Raw genomic sequence first — 24,975 nt, forward strand, 5'->3', positions numbered from 1 at the left:
CATGTCTACAAATCATTATTTTTTATCATTTAATAATAAATAAATCCTAATAATAGGGCTTGATGAAAATAAGTTCCTCATAACGAAAATCTCATTACAATCTAAACATACATCATTCAACCCGAAAAAAAGAGGCACCTATGTATACATACAGAGAAGCCGCCAATTTTGCGGCATTCGTGTTATATGCAGCGAAAATGAATGAACAATACTACAATAATCCAATACCCCCAGCCGACCCTCGAATTGAAGAGGATGGATGGAAAGTTATAGCGTATATCTCAGCAGATGACCTGTCTTTCTCTGTAACGTCCAGAAAAAGCGAATTGCCCGAACATGTCTGTTATGGTTATGTGGCAAAGAAAGTGGCAGAAAAAAACAATTCTCCAGGGGAATATATCATTGCTATACGTGGAACCGATCCCACAATTTTGCTAGAAGATGTCCATGATGGACTGATTGATTTTACCTCACCGTGGACTCGTTTCCCCAAAATAGAAGTCAGCCAGGGTTTTTTTAGTGTTTATGATTCAATGAAGCTGATTACCATTGAGCCTGAATCTCACCGTGTTTACAGCAATCTCAAATTGGCGGAAGCGATTGCCCAACTTATCGGGGTAAATGGCCAATTCACTATAGCTGGTCACAGCCTTGGGGCAGCAATTGCGTCTTACCTTATGTATGAAATAGGCTCGATAGCCCCCAATCATTCAGCTTGTTTATTTGCCTGCCCAAGACCAGGAAACAGAGAATTCTCCAAACTCATTACCCAAAACTTTAGCAATTTTGCGGTGTTCAACTATATCGATGACGTCATACCTCATCTGCCTCCTAAAATCCTGGGATATGCCTCATTGGACTATATCAACGAGTTTAAACCTCAAACCAATTTAGCTATTTCAGATGGGCCGTTATGTAGCCACTATTTAATCAATTATATTGCCAGACTCGATCTGGAGGTGTTCAGAAGAGTCACAAAACAGGGTGATATTGATTCTTGTATTAATTTATAGTTAGGAACTCATCATCAACAAACAGGAGCACAAAGATGAAATGGCGTGGTTACACATACAGTGCAGTATTAATAGCAAGTGGCCTATTCTCCCCTGCATTATGGGCAAAAGGGGAAGCGCACTTGTTATTTCACATGGGGCTGGGAGCCAACGGTACATTCTTTGTAGGCGGCACACTGCAAAATCAAGGCGACCAACCTGTGGCGGGGGGCTATCTGGCTGTTTTACCCCTTAACGCAAAATGTGAGCCAGGTATACTGACCGTGTACCCATTTGAACCATTGGCACCGGGGGAAAAGAAAGAATTTCGCGTCCCAATAAATAGCCCACTGAACAGTTATCATTTAATTGGTTTTGGTGCCTATGATGATATGGGCTTCCCTCTTCCCGCCATCGATGAAACCGCAAAAATCATTCAAAAACGCGAACCCGGTGAGCGTAAAGCTTGCCAGTCAGCCCGAACACCAACATCTGCCAATCAACCTGCACCCCAACGGGGGTTATAAAAAACTATTGTGTAATTTCTCTATCCGTATTGATCCGTAATAAGGCAAACCCATCCCAACCTTTTTCCCCTACAGTCTGTAAAGCCGTTACTGTCAGTTCAGGATAGTTGGACATTTTATCCAGTGCCTGACGCACACCTTCGACAGATTCACTCCGCTGCTCATGTACAATTGCGCCTTCACGGATCATATTGTCCATGATGATAATGCTTCCCGGACGTCCCAACTTGACAGCCCAATCCAGGTACAACGGGCTATTTTGTTTATCGGCATCAATAAAAATCAAATCAAAGGGAGCTTCCGAACTTAGTGTCTGCAAGGTTTCACTTGCCTCTCCTACGATGATTTTGATTTTGTGAGCAAGCTGCGCCCTTTCGATATTGTGTTGAGCTACTTCGGCCACACGGGGATCTTTTTCCAATGTCAATAGTATCCCATCATCAGGCAATCCTTTTGCCATGTATTGGGCGCTATACCCTCCCAATGTACCAATTTCGAGAATACGTCTTGCGCCACTCATTTGTACCATCATCATCAAAAACTGCCCTTGCAACGCAGAAACATTAATGGCTGGTAAGCCTTGGGCGGACATGTGTTCAAGTGTTTGTTCAAGGTGCGGGGATTTAGGTAACAGGGCTTGTTTAAGGTAGTCGTCAACTTTTGTCCATTGTTGCTGGAGGACTACGTGCGGTTTAGAACTCACGATCATACTCCTTATATTGTTAAGGTTACGTATTGAGAGAGCATATCATTTAGAAAAAATGTTTTCGACGCCCCTCTTTTGCTTATTCCAGTTGACTGACACCTTTTGTAGCCTGACAGCGCGGGTATTGTTCGGGCATAAAAAACAGTGTTTATCATAAGCTGGCAAGGTAACGTGGAGTGGTTTTTCATCAATGCCACTCCACGGTCGTTCTTTTTTTACTGTTTCTTACTTCGCTTTATAGCCATTGGGATTTTGAGACTGCCAACGCCAGGCATCCGCAGTCATTTCCACGATAGTCCGGTTTGCTTTCCAGCCCAGCTCTCGCTCGGCTTTCTCCGGGCTTGACCAACATTCTGCAATATCTCCCGGACGACGTGGACAAATTTCATAAGGAACTGGCTTGCCGCAAGCATTACTGAAAGCATCTACCATTTCCAGTACGCTGGTGCCTTTTCCAGTACCCAAATTGTAAATATGCAGTCCTGCTTTCTTACCAACCGCATTTAGGGCGGCGATATGCCCGTCAGCCAAATCCATAACATGGATATAATCGCGAATTCCAGTACCATCGGATGTTGGATAATCATTACCATACACAGACAGTTTTTCCCGACGACCTACCGCAACCTGAGCAATATAAGGCATCAAATTGTTGGGAATTCCCTGAGGATCTTCCCCCATCGTGCCCGAAGGATGGGCACCAACTGGATTGAAGTAGCGTAATAACACTACAGACCAATCATTTTCCGCATGATGAAAATCAGACAGGCAGCGTTCAACCATATACTTACTGGTGCCATAAGGGTTAGTTGTATTACCTACCGCAGACTGTTCAGTAATAGGCACAACATCCGGATCACCATATACCGTCGCGGATGAGCTAAAGATAATGCTTTTTACCCCCGCCTTACGCATACTACGCACCAGTACCAGAGTTCCATTGACATTATTGTCATAATATTCGATAGGTTTGGCGACTGACTCCCCAACCGCTTTCAAGCCTGCAAAATGAATAACTGACTGAATTTGGTGGCGGGAGAAAATAGCATCAAGGAATGATTCATCACGAATATCCCCTTCATAAAACAGTGGCTGTACCCCCGTCAATGCCTCAATGCGCGCCAGAACTTCATGATTGGCATTGCACAGGTTATCAATGATGATCGGCGTCATTCCAGCTTCAATCATTTGAACACAAGTATGGCTACCGATATATCCCATCCCGCCTGTTACTAATATTTCCACAACAACCTCTTTTCAAAAATGGTAACAACGAGGAGTATAAAAAGAGTTAGTACGTTAGTGAACTAAAATTAAGATATGGCAAAATAAGACCATAAACATTTTTAATTGATCCCTTATCTAATAATCGCAGCCGATAATAAAAAACCATGATGAAAAAAATGACTTTTACTTCTCTCCTTACCTCTGCTCAAGCTACTGCCATAAATGATCCTTTTTTTACAGACATACAAGCAGGTACGCTGTCAGAACATCCCGATCTTCATGTCATAAAAACTTATTTTGATCCGTCTTACTATCGGGATGCACTATTTGACAAATGTGGTATTACCTACCCAAGCCAATTACAAAATGCAGTTAATAAACGACGTGCGGAATATCTGGCAGCCCGTTATTGCACTCAACAAGTTTTAAACCGTTTGGGTTACTCTGGCTTTCAGGTAACCAATGCCCGAGATCGCTCCCCAATCTGGCCTGACAATATTTGTGGTTCGATTTCTCATTCAGCCAGCTGTGCTATTGCCTTTGCGGCTTCTTGCAATAAATACCGAATAATAGGCGTAGATATCGAGCAGGAGATTAAGTCAGATACCATCAAAAGTGTTTCACCTAGCATCATCAATGACAATGAAGTGAAATTACTGACAGAATGTCCATTACCTTTTACACAGGCATTCACCCTTGCGTTCTCCATCAAAGAAAGTTTATTTAAGGCACTTTATCCCCACGTAAAACGCTTCTTTGATTTCCATGCGGCTGAAATTACGTCAATTAATTGCAGAGATTACGCCATAAGCATAAAACTACTGCAAACATTATCTGATGAGTATCGAGCTGATTCGCAATTCCACGGAAATTTTGCCTTAATGCCCCAGCAGCAGGTGTTGACGTATATTGTGCAGTGATATGCTTTGTTTGAAAAAAGAGGCCCCTAAATTTTTTCAAATATTGAAAATATCGCAAATTGCGATATCATAAGGAAGTGATATGCGAGTTATCACAGCAAAAGTCATCATCGAAGCAATGCAAAAACATGCTCAATGGAAGGTTGGCCTAAAACTCTGGTTGGATGTTTTTGATAAAGTGTCTTTACGGTTTGAATCTTATACTCAAATCCGTGAGCTATGGCTTAAAACATCGACATGGAATGTTGATCGTATAGCCCACGAATTACTGGAGGCAGGAAGCAAAAAAGGGCCGTTAGATATTTATATATTTGATATACATAAAAATAAATGCCGCATTATCACATGGATTAATCCCAAATCAGGCACTTTTTACATTAAAGAAGTTTGCTCCCATACCGAATATGATAAATGGTGGCGTAAGCAGACTAAATCAAAACGATCAAAAAGGTGAAGCATGAGAAAAACATCACTCGTTACTTATGAAAGGATTGATGGACTCATCGAAATTTTACCCCAAATGATGCAGTCAATATCTGAGCAAATCAGCCCGCTGGCACTTTTGTTCTCCGCGTGTATTGAGTCTGTAGAAAATGATGAAGATATGAATGCCCGAATGGCACTGATTGATGAGTTATACTCATATGCTGAAAATACCGAACATACCGCAGCAAAGTTCGCTGATTTTATCACTGACCGTGTCTATGAATACGAAGCTAAAAATCGCCAAGTCCCCAATGTTACTCCACGTGAAGCATTAAGTTACTTGATGAAAGAAAGAGGCATAAGGCAGCTTGATCTGCGTGACATTGCAAACCAGAGTGTCATATCAGAGATACTGCATGGAAAACGTTCTATGAACATTGGACAAGTAAAAGGCTTTGCCAAATTCTTTAACGTTCCTGTCGAAACCTTTATGGGTTCAGACTAATAAAAAATTACATTTCTATAGACACACTCAAATTAATTTCAAGGCTCACCTTGATGAGCCTTTAAAAACAACCTACAAAATTAATGCATTAAATATCTTTCTTTGATGCCTGCAAATACAACAACTCCAGTCCAATTGTTGCGGCCGCCAATGCCGTAATTTCAGATTGGTCATAAGCCGGCGCCACTTCCACCACATCCATTCCAACGATATTCAATGGTTGTAAGGCACGCACTATTTTCAAAGCGCGATCTGACGTCAATCCACCAATCACCGGCGTTCCAGTGCCTGGCGCAAATGCCGGATCAAGACAATCAATATCGAACGTCAGATAAATCGGCAAGTCACCAACCACTGTTTTAATCTGCTCAACAATATCATCAACACCGCGATCATTAACCTGACCAGCATCCAGTACAGTAAAACCATTATTCGTATCATGTTCAGTACGAATACCTATTTGTACTGAATGGCGAGGATCTATCAGCCCTTCATTTGGCGCATGGTAAAACATCGTACCATGATCAAATTGACTGCCATTTGGATAAGTATCTGTATGAGCATCAAAATGGATCAGCGCCATTTTGCCAAAGTGTTTTGCATGGGCACGTAACAGTGGCAAAGTCACAAAGTGATCACCTCCAAACGACAGCATACGCTTACCCGATGCCAACACCTTTTCCGCATGTGCTTGCAACTTATCACTCATATCCCGGGCATCACCGAAATTAAATACCAGGTCCCCGCAATCCACCACATTCAGATGCTTGCGTAAGCTAAAGTTCCATGGCCAGCGGCAGCTTTCCCACGCCAGATTAGTCGATACCTGACGAATAGCGGCTGGCCCATGGCGGCTGCCCGCACGTCCCGATGTTGCCATATCAAAAGGAATGCCGGTAATCACCCATTCCGCATCACTGGAATAGGGTTGAAAGTTCAATGGAAAACGCAGGAAGCCAAAGGCATTTGAAACCAAAGAGTTATCAATCTGGTTTCCTAAGGAGCTAATACTCATGATATATCCTCAAAAGTCGCATGTTGGCTTATTACTAGCCCCCAATATTGACAATACTCAATAATTGGCAGTAACGAGTAACATGAAGGCTTATTTACACTAGAAGATTAAATGAATATATAGTATTAGACATATTTTCTGCTTACCACAACTTTGAGAAGTTCATACCATAAAATATCAAATATATTTTCTGTAAGAACAAACATATGACTAATTACAAATATGTTAAGACTAAATGCAAATAGCTACATCATGCAGAAAATAAAGGATATTTTTATCTCTACACATCATACTAAACCATTAATTATTTTTATTAAAATTGGCGGATATACTAAAATAAAATGACTCTGATTTTTAATCCCAATACATCTTTTCTTGACATAGATTATAAAATTTTTTTCACAAATAGAATGATGGGGATATAACTTATCCGTTTATTACGCTAAATAACTTTGACTTTTGAGCAATAATTTTTCAAAAAGTATTATAATTATTCCCAAATTTTGGAAGTTCTAATCCGTATAATACTATACTATCTAATTAACCAGTGACAATGATTTGATAGCCAATATTGTAAATTAATATAGATTGAATCACCTTTCAAGAATTCTTTCTATCTAACCAGTGACGGCAATGATTTGATAGCCAATATGTAAATTAAAAATTGAATATTCATCATGTTCGGTATAAAAAAATAGTCATTCAAACTCAAATAATTATATAAAACACATGACTAAGAATGACTATTAACGCAAATTAATGGCTAATCAGGATTATTCATCTTCCAAATAGGTGTAGCCATACAGGCCACTTTCAAACTCCTGCAAGAATTGTTCCTGCAAATTGTCATCCAGATCAGTCGATTTCACTTGATCACGGAAACGGGTCAATAATACCTGCGGCTCCAGTTTGACATATTGAAGCATATTGGCGACAGAATCACCTTCCTCGCTCTGCTTATGAGTCACTACGCCATTTTCTGCAACATAAACATCAATGGCAGCCGTATCACCAAACAAGTTATGCATGTTACCCAAAATTTCCTGATAAGCTCCGACCATAAAGAAACCAATCAGTGGCGGGTTTTCTGGATCATATGCGGGCATTGGCATCGTTGTCGCCACACCATCACCATCAACATAGTGATCAATTGTACCGTCAGAGTCGCAGGTGATATCTAACAAAACAGCACGACGATCCAGCGGTTTATCCAGACCTTCAATTGGCAAAACAGGGAAAAGTTGATCAATCCCCCACGCATCCGGCATTGACTGGAACAGCGAGAAATTCACGTAGAATTTATCTGCCATGCGTTCCTGTAATTCATCAATAATCGGACGATGGGCACGGTTGCTTGGGTCAAGGTCTTGCTGAATGTGGCGACAGATATTTAAATACAGTTCTTCCGCCCACGCACGTTCTGACAGATCCAGCATACCGTGAGCATACTGGGTATGGACATCATGCAGATCAAACTGGCTGTCATGCAGCGATTCACGCAGGGAACGGCGGCTACTGTCAGATTGCATCTCCAGCCAGGTTTCCCACAAACTGGTCAGAGGGCGCGTCGCACCTTCTGCCGGCGGCGTAGTTTGAGTAAATTCATTGCGCTCTACTCCAATTACATTGGAGACCAAAACGGTATGATGGGCGGTCAATGCCCGGCCGGATTCCGTAATCACTGTTGGGTGAGGCAGGCCATGTTCTTCACACGCATCCCCAATGCCCCAAATAACGTTATTCGCATATTCATTCAAACCGTAATTAACCGAGCACTCTGACTGGGAGCGTGTTCCTTCATAATCGACCCCTAAACCACCACCAACATCAAAGCACTGGATCTTGACGCCCAGTTTAGACAACTCGACGTAAAAACGGGCAGATTCACGCACTCCCGTTGCCACATCACGGATATTTGCCAATTGGGAACCCAAGTGGAAATGCAGCAATTGCAAGCTATCCAACCGCCCAGCTGAACGCAACCTTTCAACCAATTGCAATACCTGTGCGGCAGCCAATCCAAACTTCGATTTTTCACCGCCACTGGCCTGCCATTTACCAGACCCCTGGGATGCCAAACGGGCCCGAACGCCCAAACGTGGGATCACATTCAGGCGCTTGGCTTCTTCCAGTACCATCTCAATTTCAGACATCTTCTCGATAACCAGATACACTTTGTGTCCCAGCTTTTCACCGATCAATGCCAGACGGACGTATTCGCGATCCTTATAACCATTACAAACAATCACAGTACCTGTCATGCCTGCATGAGCCAACACTGCCATTAATTCCGCTTTAGAGCCTGCCTCCAATCCAATCGGTTCATCAGCATTTGCCAATGTCTCAATGACACGGCGATGCTGATTGACCTTAATTGGATAAACAAGGAAGTAATCTCCTTTATACCCATAAGATTCACGTGCACGTTTAAACGCGGCATTAATCGAACGCAAGCGATGTTGCAAAATCTGGGGAAAACAAAACAATGCCGGCAAACGCAATTGTTCTTTTTCTTCCTGAACTTTCTTCACCAGAGTGGCGAGTTCAATTTCAGCTCCCAGTAAGTCAGGGTTTGGGCAAACACTGACATTACCCAGATCATTGACATAGTAATAGCCGCCGCCCCAGTATGCGATGTTATAGGTCTGTCGCATTTTGCGAGCGATATTATCATTCATGGCAGTCTCCTTCATGGAGTCGAGATTTGCCTTCGCCTGTAAGGTCAATAACCCAAGACACTATTTTATCGTGCGTATCTTGCGCATTAAAAAATGTCAGGGAACAGCATGCTCTTAGATTATAGGAACGTTTAGAGAGTACTAAACAACGAGTTACTGCGTGACTATATAATGATGTCAGCCCAATATTGCTGTTACTTGCTGCTTATATGCTGCATATTGCAAATAACTATGCTGTGGGTAACATCGAAATGACTTATGCTACGCGCGCAGTTTATACCTGTAATCCAGCAAAATTGCAAAATGCAATTTACCTAAATAAAGTCGAACATCCCTCATACTTTTTAGATGATGAAGCTAAAATGTCACACAATGGAAGCTAATTAGAATTAAAAAAACTGGTAACCTTAGCAAGAGTGACTTAAAATAGCCGTCTAGACGGTAAAACATCCGCCATTAATCCAAGATTATCTTTAAGGTAATAAAATATAATGACTACACATCTTTTTACTTCTGAGTCTGTCTCAGAAGGACATCCAGACAAAATTGCCGATCAGATTTCCGATGCCGTCCTTGATGCAATTTTAAAACAGGATCCTAAAGCTCGCGTGGCCTGCGAAACTTATGTTAAAACAGGCATGGTCATGGTTGGTGGTGAAATCACTACCAGCGCTTGGGTTGATATAGAAGAAATTACTCGCAATACAGTACGTGAAATCGGCTATACCAGCTCAGATATGGGGTTTGATGCCAATTCATGTGCAGTTATCAGTGCCATTGGTAAACAATCTCCAGATATCAACCAGGGTGTTGACCGTACAGATCCTCTGGAGCAAGGTGCAGGAGATCAGGGCTTGATGTTTGGTTATGCGACCAATGAAACGGATGTTCTCATGCCAGCACCTATCACTTATGCACACCGTTTGGTTGAGCGTCAGGCCGAAGTTCGTAAAAACGGCACGCTGCCGTGGTTGCGCCCTGATGCAAAAAGTCAGGTCACTTTCCAGTACGAGAACAACAAGATTGTTGGTATTGATGCAGTTGTCCTTTCAACCCAGCACAGCGAAGATATTGCTCAAAAAGCACTGCATGAAGCCGTGATGGATGAGATCATCAAACCGGTATTACCTGCTGAATGGCTTACTCCGATGACCAAATATTTCATCAACCCAACAGGTCGTTTTGTAATCGGAGGGCCAATGGGTGACTGTGGTCTGACTGGCCGTAAGATCATTGTTGATACCTATGGTGGTATGGCTCGTCACGGTGGTGGAGCATTTTCTGGTAAAGATCCCTCCAAAGTTGACCGTTCAGCAGCCTATGCAGCACGTTACGTTGCCAAAAACATCGTTGCGGCAGGTCTGGCTGATCGCTGTGAAATCCAGGTTTCTTATGCCATCGGTGTTGCAGAGCCAACATCTATCATGGTGGAAACGTTCGGTACAGAGAAAGTCCCAATTTCCACACTGATCCAACTAGTCCGTGAATTTTTTGATCTGCGTCCTTATGGCCTGATCAAGATGCTGAATCTGTTACAACCCATTTATCGCGATACCGCAGCTTACGGTCATTTCGGTCGTGAACAATTCCCGTGGGAAGCAACAGATAAAGCTGAAATTCTGCGCTCTGCGGCAGGATTGAAATAAATGCTTCGCTAACCTATGAAGCCCGCAAATACTGCGGGTTTTTTTATGATCAAAAGTACAGTATTCAGCCGTAATGAAATCCGTTAGCGTTCCCCGTACATTCTGTGTGCAGTAAGACATTCCCTTATTATTATCGTTGTCAGCAACATGAACTAACGATAAGGCAACACAATAAGTCCCTCAGAGGAAAAAATTGCTATGTTTGCTACCAATGTGGTGAAAAACTAACTCTATTGGAGGCAACTTAATAAGGTATATACTCATTTTTTGTGCATGCTGGCCGCTTTAATTTTCTCTGCTTCTTCAATAATTTGATCGGCTGTTTTCCCATGAAGGGATTGAAAAAATTTCTGTTCCAACTTTTGTATATCTGCATGTTTGATATTTCCATTCTTGTTATCCTTGAACAGATCATCAAAGTCGATATTATTGATCATGACAACATTTAATGAGTCATCAAATTGTAATCTTTTATCTTCTGGTAAAGTATCTCTGATTTTCTCAATGGATGTTTTTACAGCGATGTCATTTTTTCCATCAATTTTGAGTTGATTATCACATCCAATCAATGCAAATCCTAATAAACAAATCGTTAACAATTTTTTCATGATCAGCCCCGCGATTACCGATAAAGTAATCATAGCAAGAATGTGAACATATAAATCGTTTTAAGAAAAATTTTTATTATCAAATTAAGAATATTTATAACTTGATTATTGATTACTTTATGTAATTAAAAATAATCAATATACATACCGAATTTATTTTCTGAAATATTGCAATATCAATCTGCTATTCCTTATATCACTTCCTATAAAAGGAGAAACAATTCCCTGATCTTGTGACAGTCTATAAAAAGAAATTTCCCCAGCTAAGGAAAATTCCGGTTTTCCCTAATGCCTATACCAGTGATTTCAATATCGAAAAAGCCATGATGTATAAGCCCGATCTGGTTATTAATTCGGTGTTCAAATACGAATAATGGTTGTATTATGGAAAGATGAAAAAAGATACTCGACAACTTCAACACTTCCTCCAGTACAACAATATAATACGGATCAATTGGTTGATACGCAAATGTATCAACGAGAAGAAAATGCGAATAACTTCGTCCAGATGATGATAATCACTAGTATCACTAATCAACGGATTGCGCATTATCACCTAACAAATAGCTGACGTTATTAACGCACGTAGGAACGTCAGGTACAAGAAGATGTTGTAAGACCTTTGCGATAACAGCCTCGGAGACATGGAAACCTTGCTTCAGATGGCAACAACGTGGGCGGGAACAACGTTTACTGGAATGAAAGACAAACTTAAGCAGAACAAGTTTTACGCGATAAGACCCCGACACAAATGCAATTACCGTTTGCCCTTTGGGGAGTAAAGCCATTCAAAAGCCAGTATGTCCCATTTGGCATACCGGAAATGTGGCGGATCGAGAAATTGCCGAAATAAGCTCACTGATTATCTAAAGATTGGGAAATCTACCCGCGAAAACCGTCTAAAAGAGATTTACGAACAAAACTATAAAACTCCATACAAAAAAAACGGAAGAAGCCATCGAAAAATGGTTACATCCAGATCTTATCAAGACAAAAAGCCGGAGAGGAAGCGGACGAAATTTATGTTCACCAAACCCTTACAGCATTAGATGGTAGCGGCCTTTTCTGGATAACCGCAAAATAATTCCTTTCCCACATGTCATCGAGTGGCTTTGTACTAAAGGAAAAGCGCCTTTCAAGATATGTTTATATCAGCCACAATAAGCGGGGCAGGTTAAAGAACCTATGATTTGCAAGTTGCAATTTACAACCCGCATGAAAACCGCTCAGAAAGGAGACGATGACCGCCAAAAAGTTATATTTACAATCTCATAAAAGAAGACGGTCGTAAAGTCATTAAAAGAATGCAGTCTATCTATTGAATACACAACCTAGGCATTACAATCTTGAGAAGGTTCATAACAAAAATTCAGAGTCGGATTAAAGTCGATTTATTGTACGAATAATACCTGCCAAAATAATGAGAATTTATCTAATACTAAGACGTACTCTTGCCACTAAACGAGAAATCAAATGAATTAATAAAAGATAAACAAGACCCCAATATCAATACGAAAAATGGATAAAAACGGGAGACCTATGGCTACAGTTCTAAAGAAAAAACTATAAAAGTCGCATTGAGGTGTTTTATTTACCGCCTTATTCCCCACAGAATTAAATCCGGATGAATACCTTAATGGGATTTGAAAAGTGACTCTTCGCCACTCATCCGCCAGAAGTCACAGGAATAGCTGGAAAGAAAAAGATAAAAAATGTGGGGAATTTGCAGCAAAATGAAGAAATACCTGTCAACATGTTCGTGGCTTTATTACTGAAAGATTAATTATGCCATGATGGGATTATGGGCATTTGCCACGGGTTAATATGTTCACCAAACCCTTACAGCATTAGATGGTCAGCGCCTTTTCTGGATAACCGCAAAATAATTCCTTTTATGAATATCAAACTCATACACCTTAGAGTCGGGGTGTAAGTAATATTACAGCGACAGAAGGAGAGGGGACGATACAAAAAAGGTATTACAATTTTTTCAACGGCTATAAAAGAAGCCTGTCGTAAAGTCTAATTTAATGGAAATTTGCGGGTACACCATGCCAAAGGTGAGATGTTGGTGGAATAAAATGTGAAAAGTCACGTTAATTACAGTGCTTTATATTCTTACCAAATCCAGCTGCTAAATAAAATTAATCTTTCTACTATGCATTAATCAATTAAAGGATTGGAAGGCATCCGCCAGCAAGGAAGGCAGAATCAAGAAAAAGAAAAACCTGGGCAGAGAGAAAACAGGGGACAAAGGAGCTGATAAGTGAGGGAGTAAGAAGGCAGAAGGGAAGGGAATCACAACAGGGACGGCCCTGGCAGAAGAGGAAAAAGAAGGGAGGGAACCGCAAAAAAGAAAAACTCATGAAATATAAAGCGAATCATGCAAAAGCGTTAGAAAAAACCTGCTAAAAAAATTAAAATCTTTCCTAAGATATAATAAATAAATATAATAAGAGATATAAAAACCAAATTAACAGCAAGTGAAATAATTTACACCAAAAAAAACACAAGCAGAACAAGAAGATATAACATACCGTTATTACTCTCAAAAAATATATTCCACTAGAAAAATCATATTCTATGTAGTCTTTATATGTCGCGCATTTAACTATCAAGGTTTATATTTATTGATATAGCTCTTTTATATTTCAGTTCAACTTTGCTCACAATTAAGAATTAGTCTGATAATAAGTTGGGAATATATATCCTAGCATACCTCAAACCAAAGTACCCGGAGAATATAATGAAAAAACTACATGATATCGAAAAAACATTGTTGCCTTGTACATCTTATAAGATGCTGATTAATGGTGAGTGGCTTGATAGCGTTTCAAAAAATACGATGCAAAGCTACAACCCTGCAACAGGTGAATTGTTGACAGAATATGCAGCAGGAAATGCCGAAGATGTTGAACTTGCCGTCAAGGCTGCCCAAAAAGCGCTGCCAGTATGGAGCAAAACATCCGCGGCGGAGAGGCAATCTTTATTACTGAAAATTGCCGACTTGCTGGAAGCCGAAGCCGAACGTTTTATTGCCCTTGAAACATTGGATGGTGGTAAAACCCAGGCGCTATGTCGTCATTTCGATATTCCTTTTTCGGTTGATCATTTCCGCTACTTTGCCGGCGTTATCCGTGCTCATTCTGATACGACGGATGTCATTGATAATGACACACTGAGCTTAGTCATCAGAGAACCCATCGGCGTAGTCGGGCAGATTATTCCGTGGAATTTCCCGCTATTAATGGCTGCCTGGAAACTCGCTCCTGCCCTTGCTGCCGGTAATACTATTGTTATCAATCCTGCCAGCCTGACTCCAATCACTCTGCTTGAATTGGGGCGTATCATGAATCAAGTTTTACCCGCGGGTGTTGTCAATATTGTTACAGGGCGTGGCTCAGTGGTAGGCCAGGCAATTCTCGACCATGACGGCATTAACAAAGTAGCCTTTACTGGATCAACAGAAGTCGGTTACAACGTTGCCGCAGCGGCGGCGAAAAGGCTTATTCCGGCAACACTGGAATTGGGGGGAAGTCAGCCAACATCGTCTTCCCGGATGCCAATATGAAAAAGGCCATCAAATACGCCGCCAATGCAATTTTGCTGAACCAAGGGCAGGCCTGTGAATCCGGCGCCCGCCTGTTCCTGCATAAAGATATTCATGATGAATTCCTGAATTCACTGAAAACAGTGTTTGAATCAATCAAAGTGGGCGACCCGATGCTGGCAGAAACAGAAATGGGCTGCCAGGTCAGTGAAGAACAGATGAACACTATTTTAGGTTACATCGACCTCGCAAAACAGGAAGGTGCTACCGTTTTGACTGGCGGAAAACGCATAACCGGGGCAGGATATGATGATGGTTTCTTTATCCAGCCGACGATCCTGACCAATGTCACCAATAAGATGCGGGTGGCACAGGAAGAAATTTTCGGGCCTGTACTATGCGTCATTCCGTTCAGTAACGAAGAAGACGTTATCGAAATGGCCAATGATTCCGAATATGGCCTGGCAGGTGCCGTATGGACGCAGGATATTAACCGTGCCCTGCACATCGCCAAAGCAATAAAAACAGGCCGTATGTGGATCAACACCTATCATGAATTGCCCGCTCATACTCCTTTCGGTGGCTATAAGAAATCAGGACTTGGGCGTGAAACCCACAAGATGATGCTGGATGCTTATACAGAAGTGAAAAATATCTATATCAGCACCAAAGAAGAGTAACACAATCGCCACCTGCAAGGGTGGCGATTTACCCATTCACCAAAGAATCATTTACAGCCAGAAAAACCAAGCGATAACAGAAATAATGGCAATACACGCCAGATTCAGTGCTATCCCCACTCTGACCATTTCTGCTTGCTTGATATAACCAGAGCCATACACAATCGCGTTAGGTGGTGTTGCTACAGGTAACATAAATGCACAAGATGCCCCAATACCAATTATCATAGTCAAAACCATGACCGGCATTCCCAGTGCCTCTGCAACCGTGGCAAAAATAGGCACGAGCAGCGCCGCACTTGCCGTATTGCTTGTAAATTCTGTCAGGAAGATAATAAATGCAGCAATCACAACAATGATCACAAACCAGGGGCTTGTACCAAAAGTCGTCGCCATGCCATTTGCCATAACTTCACTGGCACCGGAATTTTTCAAGACAGCACTCAATGTCAAACCACCACCGAACAGCATCAATACGCCCCACTCAGTGTTGTTTTGAATCTGTGACCATGTTGATACACCGGTGATACCAATCAAGATAGCTGCACTCACTGCAATAATTGTATCCAGATCTTTGACACCGCCGAGTGCATCACTAATGAATGAACTGAAAATCCAGCACACCACGGTCAGCAGGAAAATGCTCATAGCAATAACACGTTTACTATTCCACTCTAACTGTTCCAATTTCAGTTCAAATTTATGATTCAGATTGGGGCGCAACATAATGTACATTATCCCAATCATGACAGGCATGAGAATAATCACCATTGGCACGCCATATTTCATCCATGTAAAGAAATCCATGCCCAATTGTGCGGCAGCGATGGCATTGGGTGGGCTACCTACCAATGTCCCCAAGCCACCGATGCTAGCGCTATAGGCAACACCAAGCAGCACAAAAACAAAGGTATTGCGCTCAGTACGTACATCCAGATTCGCCAGAATACCGAGGATCAGTGGTAACATCATGGCAGCAGTTGCCGTGTTGCTTATCCACATAGAAAGCAGGGCAGTAATACCAAATATCAGCAATACCGCCACAGATAAACGCCCACGGGCAATCATCAGCAGACGATTAGCGATCAATCTGTCCAGACCTTGGATATGTAGCGCTGTTGCCAGTGCAAAGCCACCAAAGAACAAAAAGATTATCGGGTTGGCAAAAGATTTCAACGCGTCACCGGTATTCATCAATCCCATGCCGACCGCCAGAATAGGGATACACAGCGCAGTAATGGTGACATGAATGGCTTCCGTTAACCATAACACGCCAACAAATACCATTAGTGCCAAACCTATATTTGCTTTTTCCCCAAAAGGCAATAAATTAAGCAATATCACAAGTAAGATAATATCCAGCGCGAGAATAATTAAGCCTCTTTTATTTGAGGGTGTAGGCCCAATCGCTGGGGTTAAAGATTCAGAAGCGTCCATGAAGACTCCATAAAACAATGAAACATGACTCTGTAATGTAAAAAGAATAATTGATGAATCATTGTCACAAATGTTAAAGAATTACATTACATATGAAATAATAAGGAGTATTAACAAGGAATAAAATACGAGTTGTATAATTTTGGGATCTGCTACGCGGGATTTATCTGGCCACTGAATTATTGTTCAAAAAAAGAACTAAATTTCTGTTGTTATATCACACTTTCATCCTGCAATAAGATAAGTACCGGCATGAAAAATAATATTTTCTTTCGATAAGAAGGCGAAAGAGACTACTCTCTTTCGCCAAAACATAAATAATTTTTATTTTTTAAAGGAAAAAACCGACAATTATGCCTGTCCTTTCACTTCTTTCAGACCGTTGAAAGGAGCACGATTACCCAGTGCTTCTTCGATACGGATCAACTGGTTGTATTTAGCAACACGGTCAGAACGGCTCATAGAACCCGTTTTGATTTGACCCGCAGCAGTACCAACAGCCAGATCAGCAATAGTTGCATCTTCAGTTTCACCGGAACGGTGAGAAATAACCGCAGTGTAACCTGCCTCTTTTGCCATCTTGATTGCAGCCAGCGTTTCAGTCAAAGAACCGATCTGGTTGAACTTGATCAGGATGGAGTTTGCAATACCTTTTTCGATACCTTCTTTCAGGATCTTGGTGTTAGTTACGAACAGATCGTCACCAACCAACTGGATTTTGTCACCCAACACTTTAGTCTGGTAAGCAAAACCTTCCCAATCAGATTCGTTCAGGCCATCTTCGATGGAAACAATTGGGTACTCTTTGGTCAATCCTTCCAGATAGTGGGTGAATTCCTGAGAGGTAAAAGTCTTGCCTTCGCCTTTCAGTTCATAGTTACCCGTTTCTTCGTTATAGAATTCAGAAGCTGCACAGTCCATCGCCAGAGTAATATCTTTACCCAGAACGTAACCCGCCTTCTCAACCGCTTCTTTGATTGCCGCCAGCGCTGCTGCGTTAGATTCCAGGTTTGGCGCATAGCCACCTTCATCACCCACCGCAGTGTTCATGCCTTTAGCTTTCAGCACTTTTGCCAGATTGTGGAATACTTCGGAACCCATACGTACAGCTTCTTTCAGTGTGCTTGCGCCAACCGGCTGGATCATGAATTCTTGAATATCGACGTTGTTGTCTGCGTGCTCACCACCGTTGATGATATTCATCATTGGCAGAGGCATGGAGAATTTACCCGGAGTGCCGTTCAACTCAGCGATGTGCTCGTAGAGAGGCATACCTTTCGCTGCGGCCGCGGCTTTGGAGTTAGCAAGAGAAACAGCCAAAATCGCGTTAGCACCGAAGTTAGATTTGTTTTCAGTACCATCCAGCTCGATCATGATCTTGTCGATGTTAGCCTGATCTTTCGCATCCTGACCAACCAGAGCCTGTGCAATTGGGCCGTTAACCGCAGAAACGGCTTTTAGTACACCTTTCCCCATGAAACGAGACTTATCGCCATCACGCAGTTCCAGCGCTTCGCGAGAACCGGTTGATGCACCTGATGGCGCAGCAGCCAGACCAACAAAGCCCCCTTCCAGGTGTACTTCTGCTTCTACCGTTGGGTTACCACGGGAGTCGATGATTTCACGACCAAGCACTTTAACGATTTTGGACATTAGGTTTTCCTCAGTACAAGTTAAATTACGGGCAACGGATTGAAAATAAAACTATTTTCTTAAATAGTAATAACCTTAAAAGCAAATTAGCTTAATCTCAATCCATTGCCCCATATCTTATTTCAACTGGCCTTTCTGATATTTGCCAGCAGCTTCGACAAAGCCAGCAAATAGCGGATGACCATCGCGAGGCGTTGAAGTGAATTCTGGATGGAACTGACACGCCACGAACCACGGATGTGCTGGGTTCTCGATGATTTCCACCAGTTTGTTGTCGATTGAATGGCCAGCAATGCACAAACCTGCATCTTCAATGCGTTTCAACAGCAAATTATTCACTTCATAACGATGGCGATGACGTTCAACAATGTCATTCTGACCATAAAGTTTATGTACCAGACTGTTTTCAGTCAGACGGCACAATTGGCCACCAACGCGCATCGTCCCGCCGAGATCGCTCTCTTCGCTACGTACTTCTACGTTGCCGTTCTCATCACGCCATTCGGTGATCAGAGCAACAACCGGTAACTTACATTCAGGATCGAATTCAGTGGAGTTAGCCCCTGCCATTCCCGCAACATTGCGAGCGAATTCAATCAGAGCCACTTGCATACCCAAACAAATACCCAAATAGGGGATTTTGTTTTCACGGGCATAACGTGCGGTCATGATCTTACCTTCGATACCACGGCCACCGAAACCACCGGGTACCAAAATCGCATCCAGACCTTTCAATACGCCAACACCACGCGTTTCAACATCCTGTGAATCGATCAGCTTGATGTTGACTGTCAGGCGATTTTTCAGCCCGCCATGTTTCAGCGCTTCAATCACTGACTTATACGCATCTGGCAGTTCAACGTATTTGCCCACCATCCCAATGGTCACTTCACCCGATGGGTTGGCTTCTTCATAAATGACCTGTTCCCATTCGGACAGATCCGCTTCCGGGCATTCGAGGCTGAATCGTTTACAAATATAATCATCTAAGCCCTGAGATTTCAAGAGGGCTGGAATTTTATAAATGGAATCAACATCTTTTAAAGAGATAACCGCTTTCTCTGGAACGTTACAGAAAAGCGCAATTTTTGCACGCTCATTGGCCGGAATGACGCGGTCTGAACGGCAGATTAATACGTCCGGTTGGATACCAATCGACAGTAATTCTTTCACGGAATGCTGGGTCGGCTTCGTTTTCACTTCGCCCGCTGCGGCCATATAAGGCACCAGCGTCAGGTGCATGAACAGCGTGTTTTCACGGCCGACTTCCACCGCCATCTGACGAATAGCTTCAAGGAATGGCAAGGATTCGATATCACCGACAGTACCACCGATTTCCACCAACACAACATCATGGCCTTCTGCGCCACGGATGATACGGTCTTTGATTTCATTAGTGATGTGAGGAATAACCTGAATGGTTGCACCCAAATAATCGCCACGGCGTTCTTTGCGCAGCACTTCAGAATAGACACGGCCTGTTGTGAAGTTATTGCGGCGTGTCATTTTGGTTCGGATGAAACGTTCGTAATGACCTAAATCAAGATCAGTTTCAGCGCCGTCTTCGGTAACGAAAACTTCCCCGTGTTGGGTTGGACTCATTGTGCCTGGATCGACGTTGATATACGGGTCCAGTTTCATAATGGTGACATTGAGTCCACGGGCTTCGAGTATAGCCGCCAAAGAGGCTGCGGCAATGCCTTTACCCAGAGAGGATACGACCCCGCCGGTCACAAAAATATAATTAGTTTTCATGCTGAACCTGAAAGTTTAGGTTTAAAAGGATGATGAATATAACAGGACGGGAAAGCAGTATACCCTAACCTTAATTTCGCTACAAACCATCTAAACGGGGTAAGGTGCCACATAAACAGTAACACGGCGAAAAAAACACACTTCTTTCTCTTTAAATTCATTAAGTTATTGGTGTGAAATTTTTTCATCCGACTCAGGTTATTCAGTCGTTTAAGCGACATCCTTTTCGCTATTTCCAACTTTTTTGTGATTGCTATATCTTCTGATTTTTCACTTGCTGCCACATTGCTTCCATTTCATCTAGTGTAGCTGTTTCCAGTGACATGCCTTTGTCGAGGATCAATTTTTCGACATGACGGAAACGATTCTCGAATTTCTGGCAGGCTTTTTGTAATGCGATCTCCGGCTTATGCCCCAAATGACGGGATAAATTAACCACCGAAAACAGTAAATCTCCCAACTCTTCTTCCAATCGCTCTTTATCAACCACCGCCTGCTTTGCTTCGTCCATGACTTCATCAATTTCTTCATAGACTTTGTCCAGCACGGGGCCAAGGGTATCCCAATCAAAACCGACCGAAGCGCAACGTTTCTGGATCTTATAAGCCTTCATCAAGGCCGGTAAACTGGCAGGAATATCATCCAGTACCGAATGCTGATCTTTCTCAGCCCGTTCTGCGGCCTTGCGTTGTTCCCAACTGCCTATTGCCTCTTCGCCGCTGATACCCGCTTGTTGATTGAAGATATGAGGATGACGGCGCTCCAGTTTGTCACACACCGCCTCACAGATATCATTAAAATCAAACTGTTGCTGTTCCTGGGCCATCTGAGCATAAAATACGATATGAAACAGCAGATCCCCCAGTTCTTCTTTTAAGGCACTGACATCATTGCGCTCAATCGCATCAAGCACTTCATAAGTCTCTTCCAGAGTATAAGCGGCAATCGTAGCGGAGGTTTGTACCTTGTCCCAAGGACAACCATCCTGGGGATGGCGCAACTGCGCCATTATTCCCTTCAGTCGTTCAATAGAGTTCGATTTCATCTTAATCCATTTTCAATCAATTACCGTGCAAGCGTCTGGCTTCAATCACATCAGACAACTGATTGAGTTTCGCCAATACCCGCCCAAGCACTTGCAAGTTATAAATCTCAATGTTCATATCAATGGTTGCAAGCTGTTGCTTAACATCACTACGGCTGCTGACGCCCAACACATTAATTTTCTCATTGGCGAGGATGGTCGTGATGTCACGCAATAATCCACTGCGGTCATTGGCAACAACGCGTACCACAAGTGAATAGCCGCTGGAATAACTCTCTCCCCACACGGCATCGACTATCCTTTCCGGTGAACTGGCTTCGAGTTCCGCCAACTGATCACAATCAGCACGGTGGATGGAGATCCCTCGCCCGCGTGTAATAAATCCAATAATTTCATCACCGGGGATAGGTTGGCAACAACGGGCAATGTGATGCATTAAGTTGCCTACCCCTTCCACGACAATACGGCCATTATCTTTGCTGGTATTACGTGGCGTATAGGTTTTGTTCTCCAGGTTGCGAAGCGCTTCGCGATCTTCTTCTTCCGCCGTAATTTTATTGAATTTGCTTTGCAGGAAATTCACTAACTGGTGAATGCGGATATCACCAACGCCAATGCCCGCTAACACTTCTTCCAACGTGTGGACGTTATAACGGGCAATCAGTTCTTTTTCTGCTTCTTTGACCGTGATCCCCAGATGGGCCAACTCATTGTCCAGCATCTGGCGGCCAGCAATGATGTTTTTGTCACGATCTTGCTTACGGAACCAATTGTGGATTTTTGCGCGTCCACGGCTGGTCGTCACATAGCCAAGGTTAGGATTCAACCAGTCACGGCTTGGATTTGGTTGTTTCTGGGTAATGATTTCAATCTGATCGCCCATCTGAAGCTGATAGCTGAATGGCACGATGCGTCCGCCAATTTTTGCCCCAATGCAGCGATGGCCGACATCACTGTGAATGTGATAGGCAAAATCCAACGGCGTGGAGCCAATTGGCAAATCAATGACATCCCCTTTTGGCGTAAAGACATAAACGCGGTCATCAAATACCTGACTGCGCACTTCATCCAGCATTTCGCCGGTATCCGCCATCTCTTCCTGCCATGCAATCAATTTTCGCAGCCATGCAATGCGGCTTTCATAACTACCGGATTTACCACCAATCGCAGTGCCTTCTTTGTATTTCCAATGCGCCGCTACGCCAAGTTCTGCATCATCATGCATCTGACGAGTACGGATCTGGATCTCAAGCGTTTTGCCATTCGGCCCCAAGACGACGGTATGAATCGATTGATAACCATTCGGTTTCGGGTTGGCAACGTAATCGTCGAATTCATCTGGCAAATGACGATAGTGAGTATGCACGATTCCCAGCGCTCCGTAGCAATCCTGCAAACGCTCGACAACAATCCGCACAGCGCGCACGTCAAATAGTTCATCAAAGGCGAGGGATTTTTTCTGCATTTTGCGCCAAATGCTGTAAATGTGCTTCGGACGCCCGTATATTTCAGCGCGGACGCCCTCTTTCAGCATATATTTACGCAAAGTCGTTACAAATTTCTCGATATACTGTTCACGATCAATTCGGCGCTCATGCAGTAACTTGGCAATTTTCTTATATTCATCGGGATGCAAGTAGCGGAAACAGAAATCTTCCAGCTCCCATTTTAGCTGCCCAATTCCCAGCCGGTTGGCAAGCGGGGCATAGATATTGGAACACTCTTTAGCAGCCAGCACCCGTTCATCTTCACCGGCATCTTTCACTTCCCGTAAGTGGGCAATGCGTTCCGCCAGCTTGATAATCACACAACGAAAATCTTCCACCATCGCCAGCAGCATCCGGCGAACATTATCGACCTGTACCGAGCAAGTCGCATCGGTATGAGTGGCTTTCAGTTGGCGAATGGCATCCATTTCCAATACACCATGCACCAGATTCGTGATGGCCTTGCCAAATGTTTCTGTCACGGTTTCGCTATCGAGTAGTCTGGCATTAAGGATGGGAAAAAGTAGCGCAGCACGCATACTGTCATTATCCATGCTCAATGTGGACAGGATCTCCACCATTTCCACACCGCGCCATAGCAACCGTTCCGCATTAGGCTGACCCTGGACTTTTTCGTAACAATATCGCCAGGTTTCAACCAACTTTTCACTGGATTGTGGGTTAGTAATGTTTAAACTCGCGATCCACTTATCGACCGCAAATTCACCTGCCGGCGTGAGATGCGCACTTCTTACCGCAACCATAATTTCTCCCTACTCGATATCCATTGGCTCACTGCTAAACAGCGCCATAGACTCTAGATGGCCTGTGTGTGGAAACATATCCAGCATCCGCACACTGACAAGATGATAACCCGCCTCCAACAAGACCTTACTGTCCCGCGCAAGGGTTGTGGGGTTACAGGAAACGTAAACCACTTTTTCGGGGGCCAATTTTACAATATGTGCCATAACACCCGCTGCACCAGCACGGGCGGGGTCCAGCAGCACTTTATTGAACCCTTGTGCGGCCCAGGGCTGCTGGTGAATATCCGATTCCAGATTTTCATGAAAAAAATCGACGTTATTAAGTTTATTGAGCCGAGCGTTATATTGCCCGCTCGCCACCAGCTCAGCAACCCCTTCCACACCCACGGTTGCCTGTACTTTCGTGGCGATCGGCAAGGTAAAGTTTCCCATGCCACAAAACAGATCCAATACTCTGTCTGTTGATTGTAAATCCAGCCACGCCAACGCCTGTGCAACCATTTGTTGGTTAACGACATCATTCACCTGAATAAAATCTTGGGGGCTGAACACCAATTTCAACCCATTCACCTGATACCACGGTGCTGTTTGCCCTTCCATCAACGGTTCAAGGGATTTTTCTTCACCAAGCAGATAAATCGCGACATTGTACTGCACCGAAAAAATACGCAGTGTTTCCTTATCTTCCTGCTTAAGTGGATCAAGATGGCGCAACACGACTAATGGTCCATTATCAGCCAAGACCAATTCCACGTGCCCTAATCGTTTTACTGCATACAGGCTATTCAGGCACTGGTACAGCGGCCGCAATAATTGCTCCAATTCAGAACGCATAACAGGACAGTGTTTAATATTCACCAAATCGTTGGTCTGACGCTGGCGAAACCCCATCAATAATGCCCGTTGTTTGGTGTGATATTGCAGACCGAGTCTGGCCCTGCGCCGGTAGCCATATTCCGGGCTGCGAATGATGGGATGGGTACTGATGCTAATTCCTGTTTCCCGTTGGATCAGGTGTTCCAGTACACTGGCCTTAGTGTTAACTTGCAGCTCAGTGGCAACGTGCTGCTGTTGGCACCCGCCACACACTTTAAAATATGGGCAGTAAGGTGCTACGCGATGTGGGCTATCTGATAGCCTTTTCACGATCTTAGCTTTAGCAAATTGCCGTTTTTCTTCTGTCAGTTGGATTTGTGCCTGCTCACCCGGCAATAATCCTGCAATAAAGAGTGTTTTTCCCTGATGACGAGCAATGCCTTGCCCTTGTGCATCAAGGTTATCTGCGGTAACGGAAATAATGCTTCGGTTTACGGAGCGACGATTTGGGGAGTAAAATTGCACCATGATTCTG

At 43.3% G+C, this 24,975-nt stretch carries 17 protein-coding genes and 2 pseudogenes; 7 read left to right on the forward strand and 12 right to left on the reverse strand.

What is annotated here, in order from left to right; all coding sequences use genetic code 11:
- Positions 1-140: 140 nt before the first annotated feature.
- On the forward strand, positions 141-1,013 hold the full coding sequence (locus ACSJJG_RS03810; RefSeq protein WP_481088547.1) for a lipase family protein: 873 nt from the start codon (positions 141-143) through the stop codon (positions 1,011-1,013).
- A gap of 35 nt (positions 1,014-1,048) precedes the next feature.
- A complete protein-coding gene (locus tag ACSJJG_RS03815; protein WP_481088548.1) occupies positions 1,049-1,519 on the forward strand; it encodes a membrane-associated Zn-dependent protease 1 in 471 nt (156 codons plus the stop codon).
- 4 nt (positions 1,520-1,523) lie between these two features.
- Here ACSJJG_RS03815 and ACSJJG_RS03820 read toward each other — a convergent pair whose 3' ends face one another.
- From ACSJJG_RS03820 to galE, 3 genes and pseudogenes are all read right to left on the reverse strand, one after another.
- Complete coding sequence (locus tag ACSJJG_RS03820) at positions 1,524-2,222, reverse strand: O-methyltransferase (protein ID WP_481088549.1); 699 nt, start codon at positions 2,220-2,222, stop codon at positions 1,524-1,526.
- 45 nt (positions 2,223-2,267) lie between these two features.
- Positions 2,268-2,426 (reverse strand): annotated as a pseudogene (locus tag ACSJJG_RS03825) (hypothetical protein); the annotation flags it as partial.
- 24 nt (positions 2,427-2,450) lie between these two features.
- The gene (galE, locus tag ACSJJG_RS03830; RefSeq protein WP_481088550.1) at positions 2,451-3,470 is read right to left on the reverse strand and encodes a UDP-glucose 4-epimerase GalE; all 1,020 of its coding nucleotides are present in this window, start codon (positions 3,468-3,470) and stop codon (positions 2,451-2,453) included.
- A gap of 158 nt (positions 3,471-3,628) precedes the next feature.
- Here galE and ACSJJG_RS03835 point away from each other — a divergent pair, with 158 nt between their 5' ends.
- The 3 genes from ACSJJG_RS03835 to ACSJJG_RS03845 all read left to right on the forward strand — a co-directional run bounded on the left by ACSJJG_RS03835 (position 3,629) and on the right by ACSJJG_RS03845 (position 5,303).
- The gene (locus ACSJJG_RS03835; protein ID WP_481088551.1) at positions 3,629-4,372 is read left to right on the forward strand and encodes a 4'-phosphopantetheinyl transferase family protein; all 744 of its coding nucleotides are present in this window, start codon (positions 3,629-3,631) and stop codon (positions 4,370-4,372) included.
- Between the two features lie 82 nt (positions 4,373-4,454).
- On the forward strand, positions 4,455-4,826 hold the full coding sequence (locus tag ACSJJG_RS03840; protein WP_481088552.1) for a type II toxin-antitoxin system HigB family toxin: 372 nt from the start codon (positions 4,455-4,457) through the stop codon (positions 4,824-4,826).
- A gap of 3 nt (positions 4,827-4,829) precedes the next feature.
- Positions 4,830-5,303 (forward strand): helix-turn-helix domain-containing protein, encoded by a 474-nt coding sequence (locus ACSJJG_RS03845; protein ID WP_481088553.1) that lies wholly within the window; start codon positions 4,830-4,832, stop codon positions 5,301-5,303.
- Between the two features lie 88 nt (positions 5,304-5,391).
- Here the strand turns inward: ACSJJG_RS03845 and speB are convergent, their stop codons facing one another.
- The gene (speB, locus tag ACSJJG_RS03850; protein WP_481088554.1) at positions 5,392-6,318 is read right to left on the reverse strand and encodes an agmatinase; all 927 of its coding nucleotides are present in this window, start codon (positions 6,316-6,318) and stop codon (positions 5,392-5,394) included.
- A 773-nt stretch (positions 6,319-7,091) separates the two neighbouring features.
- Complete coding sequence (speA, locus tag ACSJJG_RS03855; RefSeq protein ID WP_481088555.1) at positions 7,092-8,996, reverse strand: biosynthetic arginine decarboxylase; 1,905 nt, start codon at positions 8,994-8,996, stop codon at positions 7,092-7,094.
- A gap of 491 nt (positions 8,997-9,487) precedes the next feature.
- On the opposite strand from speA, the gene metK reads away from it, so the two are divergent.
- A complete protein-coding gene (gene metK, locus ACSJJG_RS03860) occupies positions 9,488-10,642 on the forward strand; it encodes a methionine adenosyltransferase (RefSeq protein WP_481088556.1) in 1,155 nt (384 codons plus the stop codon).
- A 260-nt stretch (positions 10,643-10,902) separates the two neighbouring features.
- Here the strand turns inward: metK and ACSJJG_RS03865 are convergent, their stop codons facing one another.
- Positions 10,903-11,250 carry a DUF6694 family lipoprotein gene (locus ACSJJG_RS03865; protein ID WP_481088557.1) on the reverse strand — a complete coding sequence of 116 codons (348 nt, stop codon included), beginning with the start codon at positions 11,248-11,250 and terminating at the stop codon, positions 10,903-10,905.
- A 2,746-nt stretch (positions 11,251-13,996) separates the two neighbouring features.
- Here ACSJJG_RS03865 and ACSJJG_RS03870 point away from each other — a divergent pair.
- Positions 13,997-15,480: pseudogene (locus ACSJJG_RS03870) on the forward strand (aldehyde dehydrogenase family protein).
- Between the two features lie 51 nt (positions 15,481-15,531).
- Here the strand turns inward: ACSJJG_RS03870 and ACSJJG_RS03875 are convergent.
- The 6 genes from ACSJJG_RS03875 to rlmD all read right to left on the reverse strand — a co-directional run bounded on the left by ACSJJG_RS03875 (position 15,532) and on the right by rlmD (position 24,968).
- The gene (locus tag ACSJJG_RS03875) at positions 15,532-16,917 is read right to left on the reverse strand and encodes an SLC13 family permease (protein WP_481088558.1); all 1,386 of its coding nucleotides are present in this window, start codon (positions 16,915-16,917) and stop codon (positions 15,532-15,534) included.
- A 351-nt stretch (positions 16,918-17,268) separates the two neighbouring features.
- Positions 17,269-18,570 (reverse strand): phosphopyruvate hydratase, encoded by a 1,302-nt coding sequence (gene eno, locus ACSJJG_RS03880; protein ID WP_481088559.1) that lies wholly within the window; start codon positions 18,568-18,570, stop codon positions 17,269-17,271.
- 117 nt (positions 18,571-18,687) lie between these two features.
- The gene (pyrG, locus tag ACSJJG_RS03885; RefSeq protein WP_481088560.1) at positions 18,688-20,325 is read right to left on the reverse strand and encodes a glutamine hydrolyzing CTP synthase; all 1,638 of its coding nucleotides are present in this window, start codon (positions 20,323-20,325) and stop codon (positions 18,688-18,690) included.
- 253 nt (positions 20,326-20,578) lie between these two features.
- Positions 20,579-21,370 carry a nucleoside triphosphate pyrophosphohydrolase gene (gene mazG / locus ACSJJG_RS03890; RefSeq protein ID WP_481088561.1) on the reverse strand — a complete coding sequence of 264 codons (792 nt, stop codon included), beginning with the start codon at positions 21,368-21,370 and terminating at the stop codon, positions 20,579-20,581.
- 16 nt (positions 21,371-21,386) lie between these two features.
- Positions 21,387-23,621, reverse strand: a complete 2,235-nt coding sequence (relA, locus tag ACSJJG_RS03895; protein ID WP_481088562.1) for a GTP diphosphokinase — start codon at positions 23,619-23,621, stop codon at positions 21,387-21,389.
- A gap of 9 nt (positions 23,622-23,630) precedes the next feature.
- On the reverse strand, positions 23,631-24,968 hold the full coding sequence (rlmD, locus tag ACSJJG_RS03900; protein WP_481088563.1) for a 23S rRNA (uracil(1939)-C(5))-methyltransferase RlmD: 1,338 nt from the start codon (positions 24,966-24,968) through the stop codon (positions 23,631-23,633).
- Positions 24,969-24,975 lie beyond the last annotated feature (7 nt).

The sequence above is a fragment of the Xenorhabdus sp. SGI 60 genome (assembly GCF_056632175.1).

Excerpts from the sequence above, each read along its gene's own strand:
- ACSJJG_RS03810 (WP_481088547.1), top strand. The coding sequence starts at position 141 with ATGTATACATACAGAGAAGCCGCCAATTTTGCGGCATTCGTGTTATAT.
- ACSJJG_RS03815 (WP_481088548.1), top strand. The coding sequence starts at position 1,049 with ATGAAATGGCGTGGTTACACATACAGTGCAGTATTAATAGCAAGTGGC.
- ACSJJG_RS03835 (WP_481088551.1), top strand. The coding sequence starts at position 3,629 with ATGACTTTTACTTCTCTCCTTACCTCTGCTCAAGCTACTGCCATAAAT.
- ACSJJG_RS03840 (WP_481088552.1), top strand. The coding sequence starts at position 4,455 with ATGCGAGTTATCACAGCAAAAGTCATCATCGAAGCAATGCAAAAACAT.
- ACSJJG_RS03845 (WP_481088553.1), top strand. The coding sequence starts at position 4,830 with ATGAGAAAAACATCACTCGTTACTTATGAAAGGATTGATGGACTCATC.
- speB (WP_481088554.1), bottom strand. The coding sequence starts at position 6,318 with ATGAGTATTAGCTCCTTAGGAAACCAGATTGATAACTCTTTGGTTTCA.
- speA (WP_481088555.1), bottom strand. The coding sequence starts at position 8,996 with ATGAATGATAATATCGCTCGCAAAATGCGACAGACCTATAACATCGCA.
- metK (WP_481088556.1), top strand. The coding sequence starts at position 9,488 with ATGACTACACATCTTTTTACTTCTGAGTCTGTCTCAGAAGGACATCCA.
- ACSJJG_RS03865 (WP_481088557.1), bottom strand. The coding sequence starts at position 11,250 with ATGAAAAAATTGTTAACGATTTGTTTATTAGGATTTGCATTGATTGGA.
- ACSJJG_RS03875 (WP_481088558.1), bottom strand. The coding sequence starts at position 16,917 with ATGGACGCTTCTGAATCTTTAACCCCAGCGATTGGGCCTACACCCTCA.
- eno (WP_481088559.1), bottom strand. The coding sequence starts at position 18,570 with ATGTCCAAAATCGTTAAAGTGCTTGGTCGTGAAATCATCGACTCCCGT.
- pyrG (WP_481088560.1), bottom strand. The coding sequence starts at position 20,325 with ATGAAAACTAATTATATTTTTGTGACCGGCGGGGTCGTATCCTCTCTG.
- mazG (WP_481088561.1), bottom strand. The coding sequence starts at position 21,370 with ATGAAATCGAACTCTATTGAACGACTGAAGGGAATAATGGCGCAGTTG.
- relA (WP_481088562.1), bottom strand. The coding sequence starts at position 23,621 with ATGGTTGCGGTAAGAAGTGCGCATCTCACGCCGGCAGGTGAATTTGCG.
- rlmD (WP_481088563.1), bottom strand. The coding sequence starts at position 24,968 with ATGGTGCAATTTTACTCCCCAAATCGTCGCTCCGTAAACCGAAGCATT.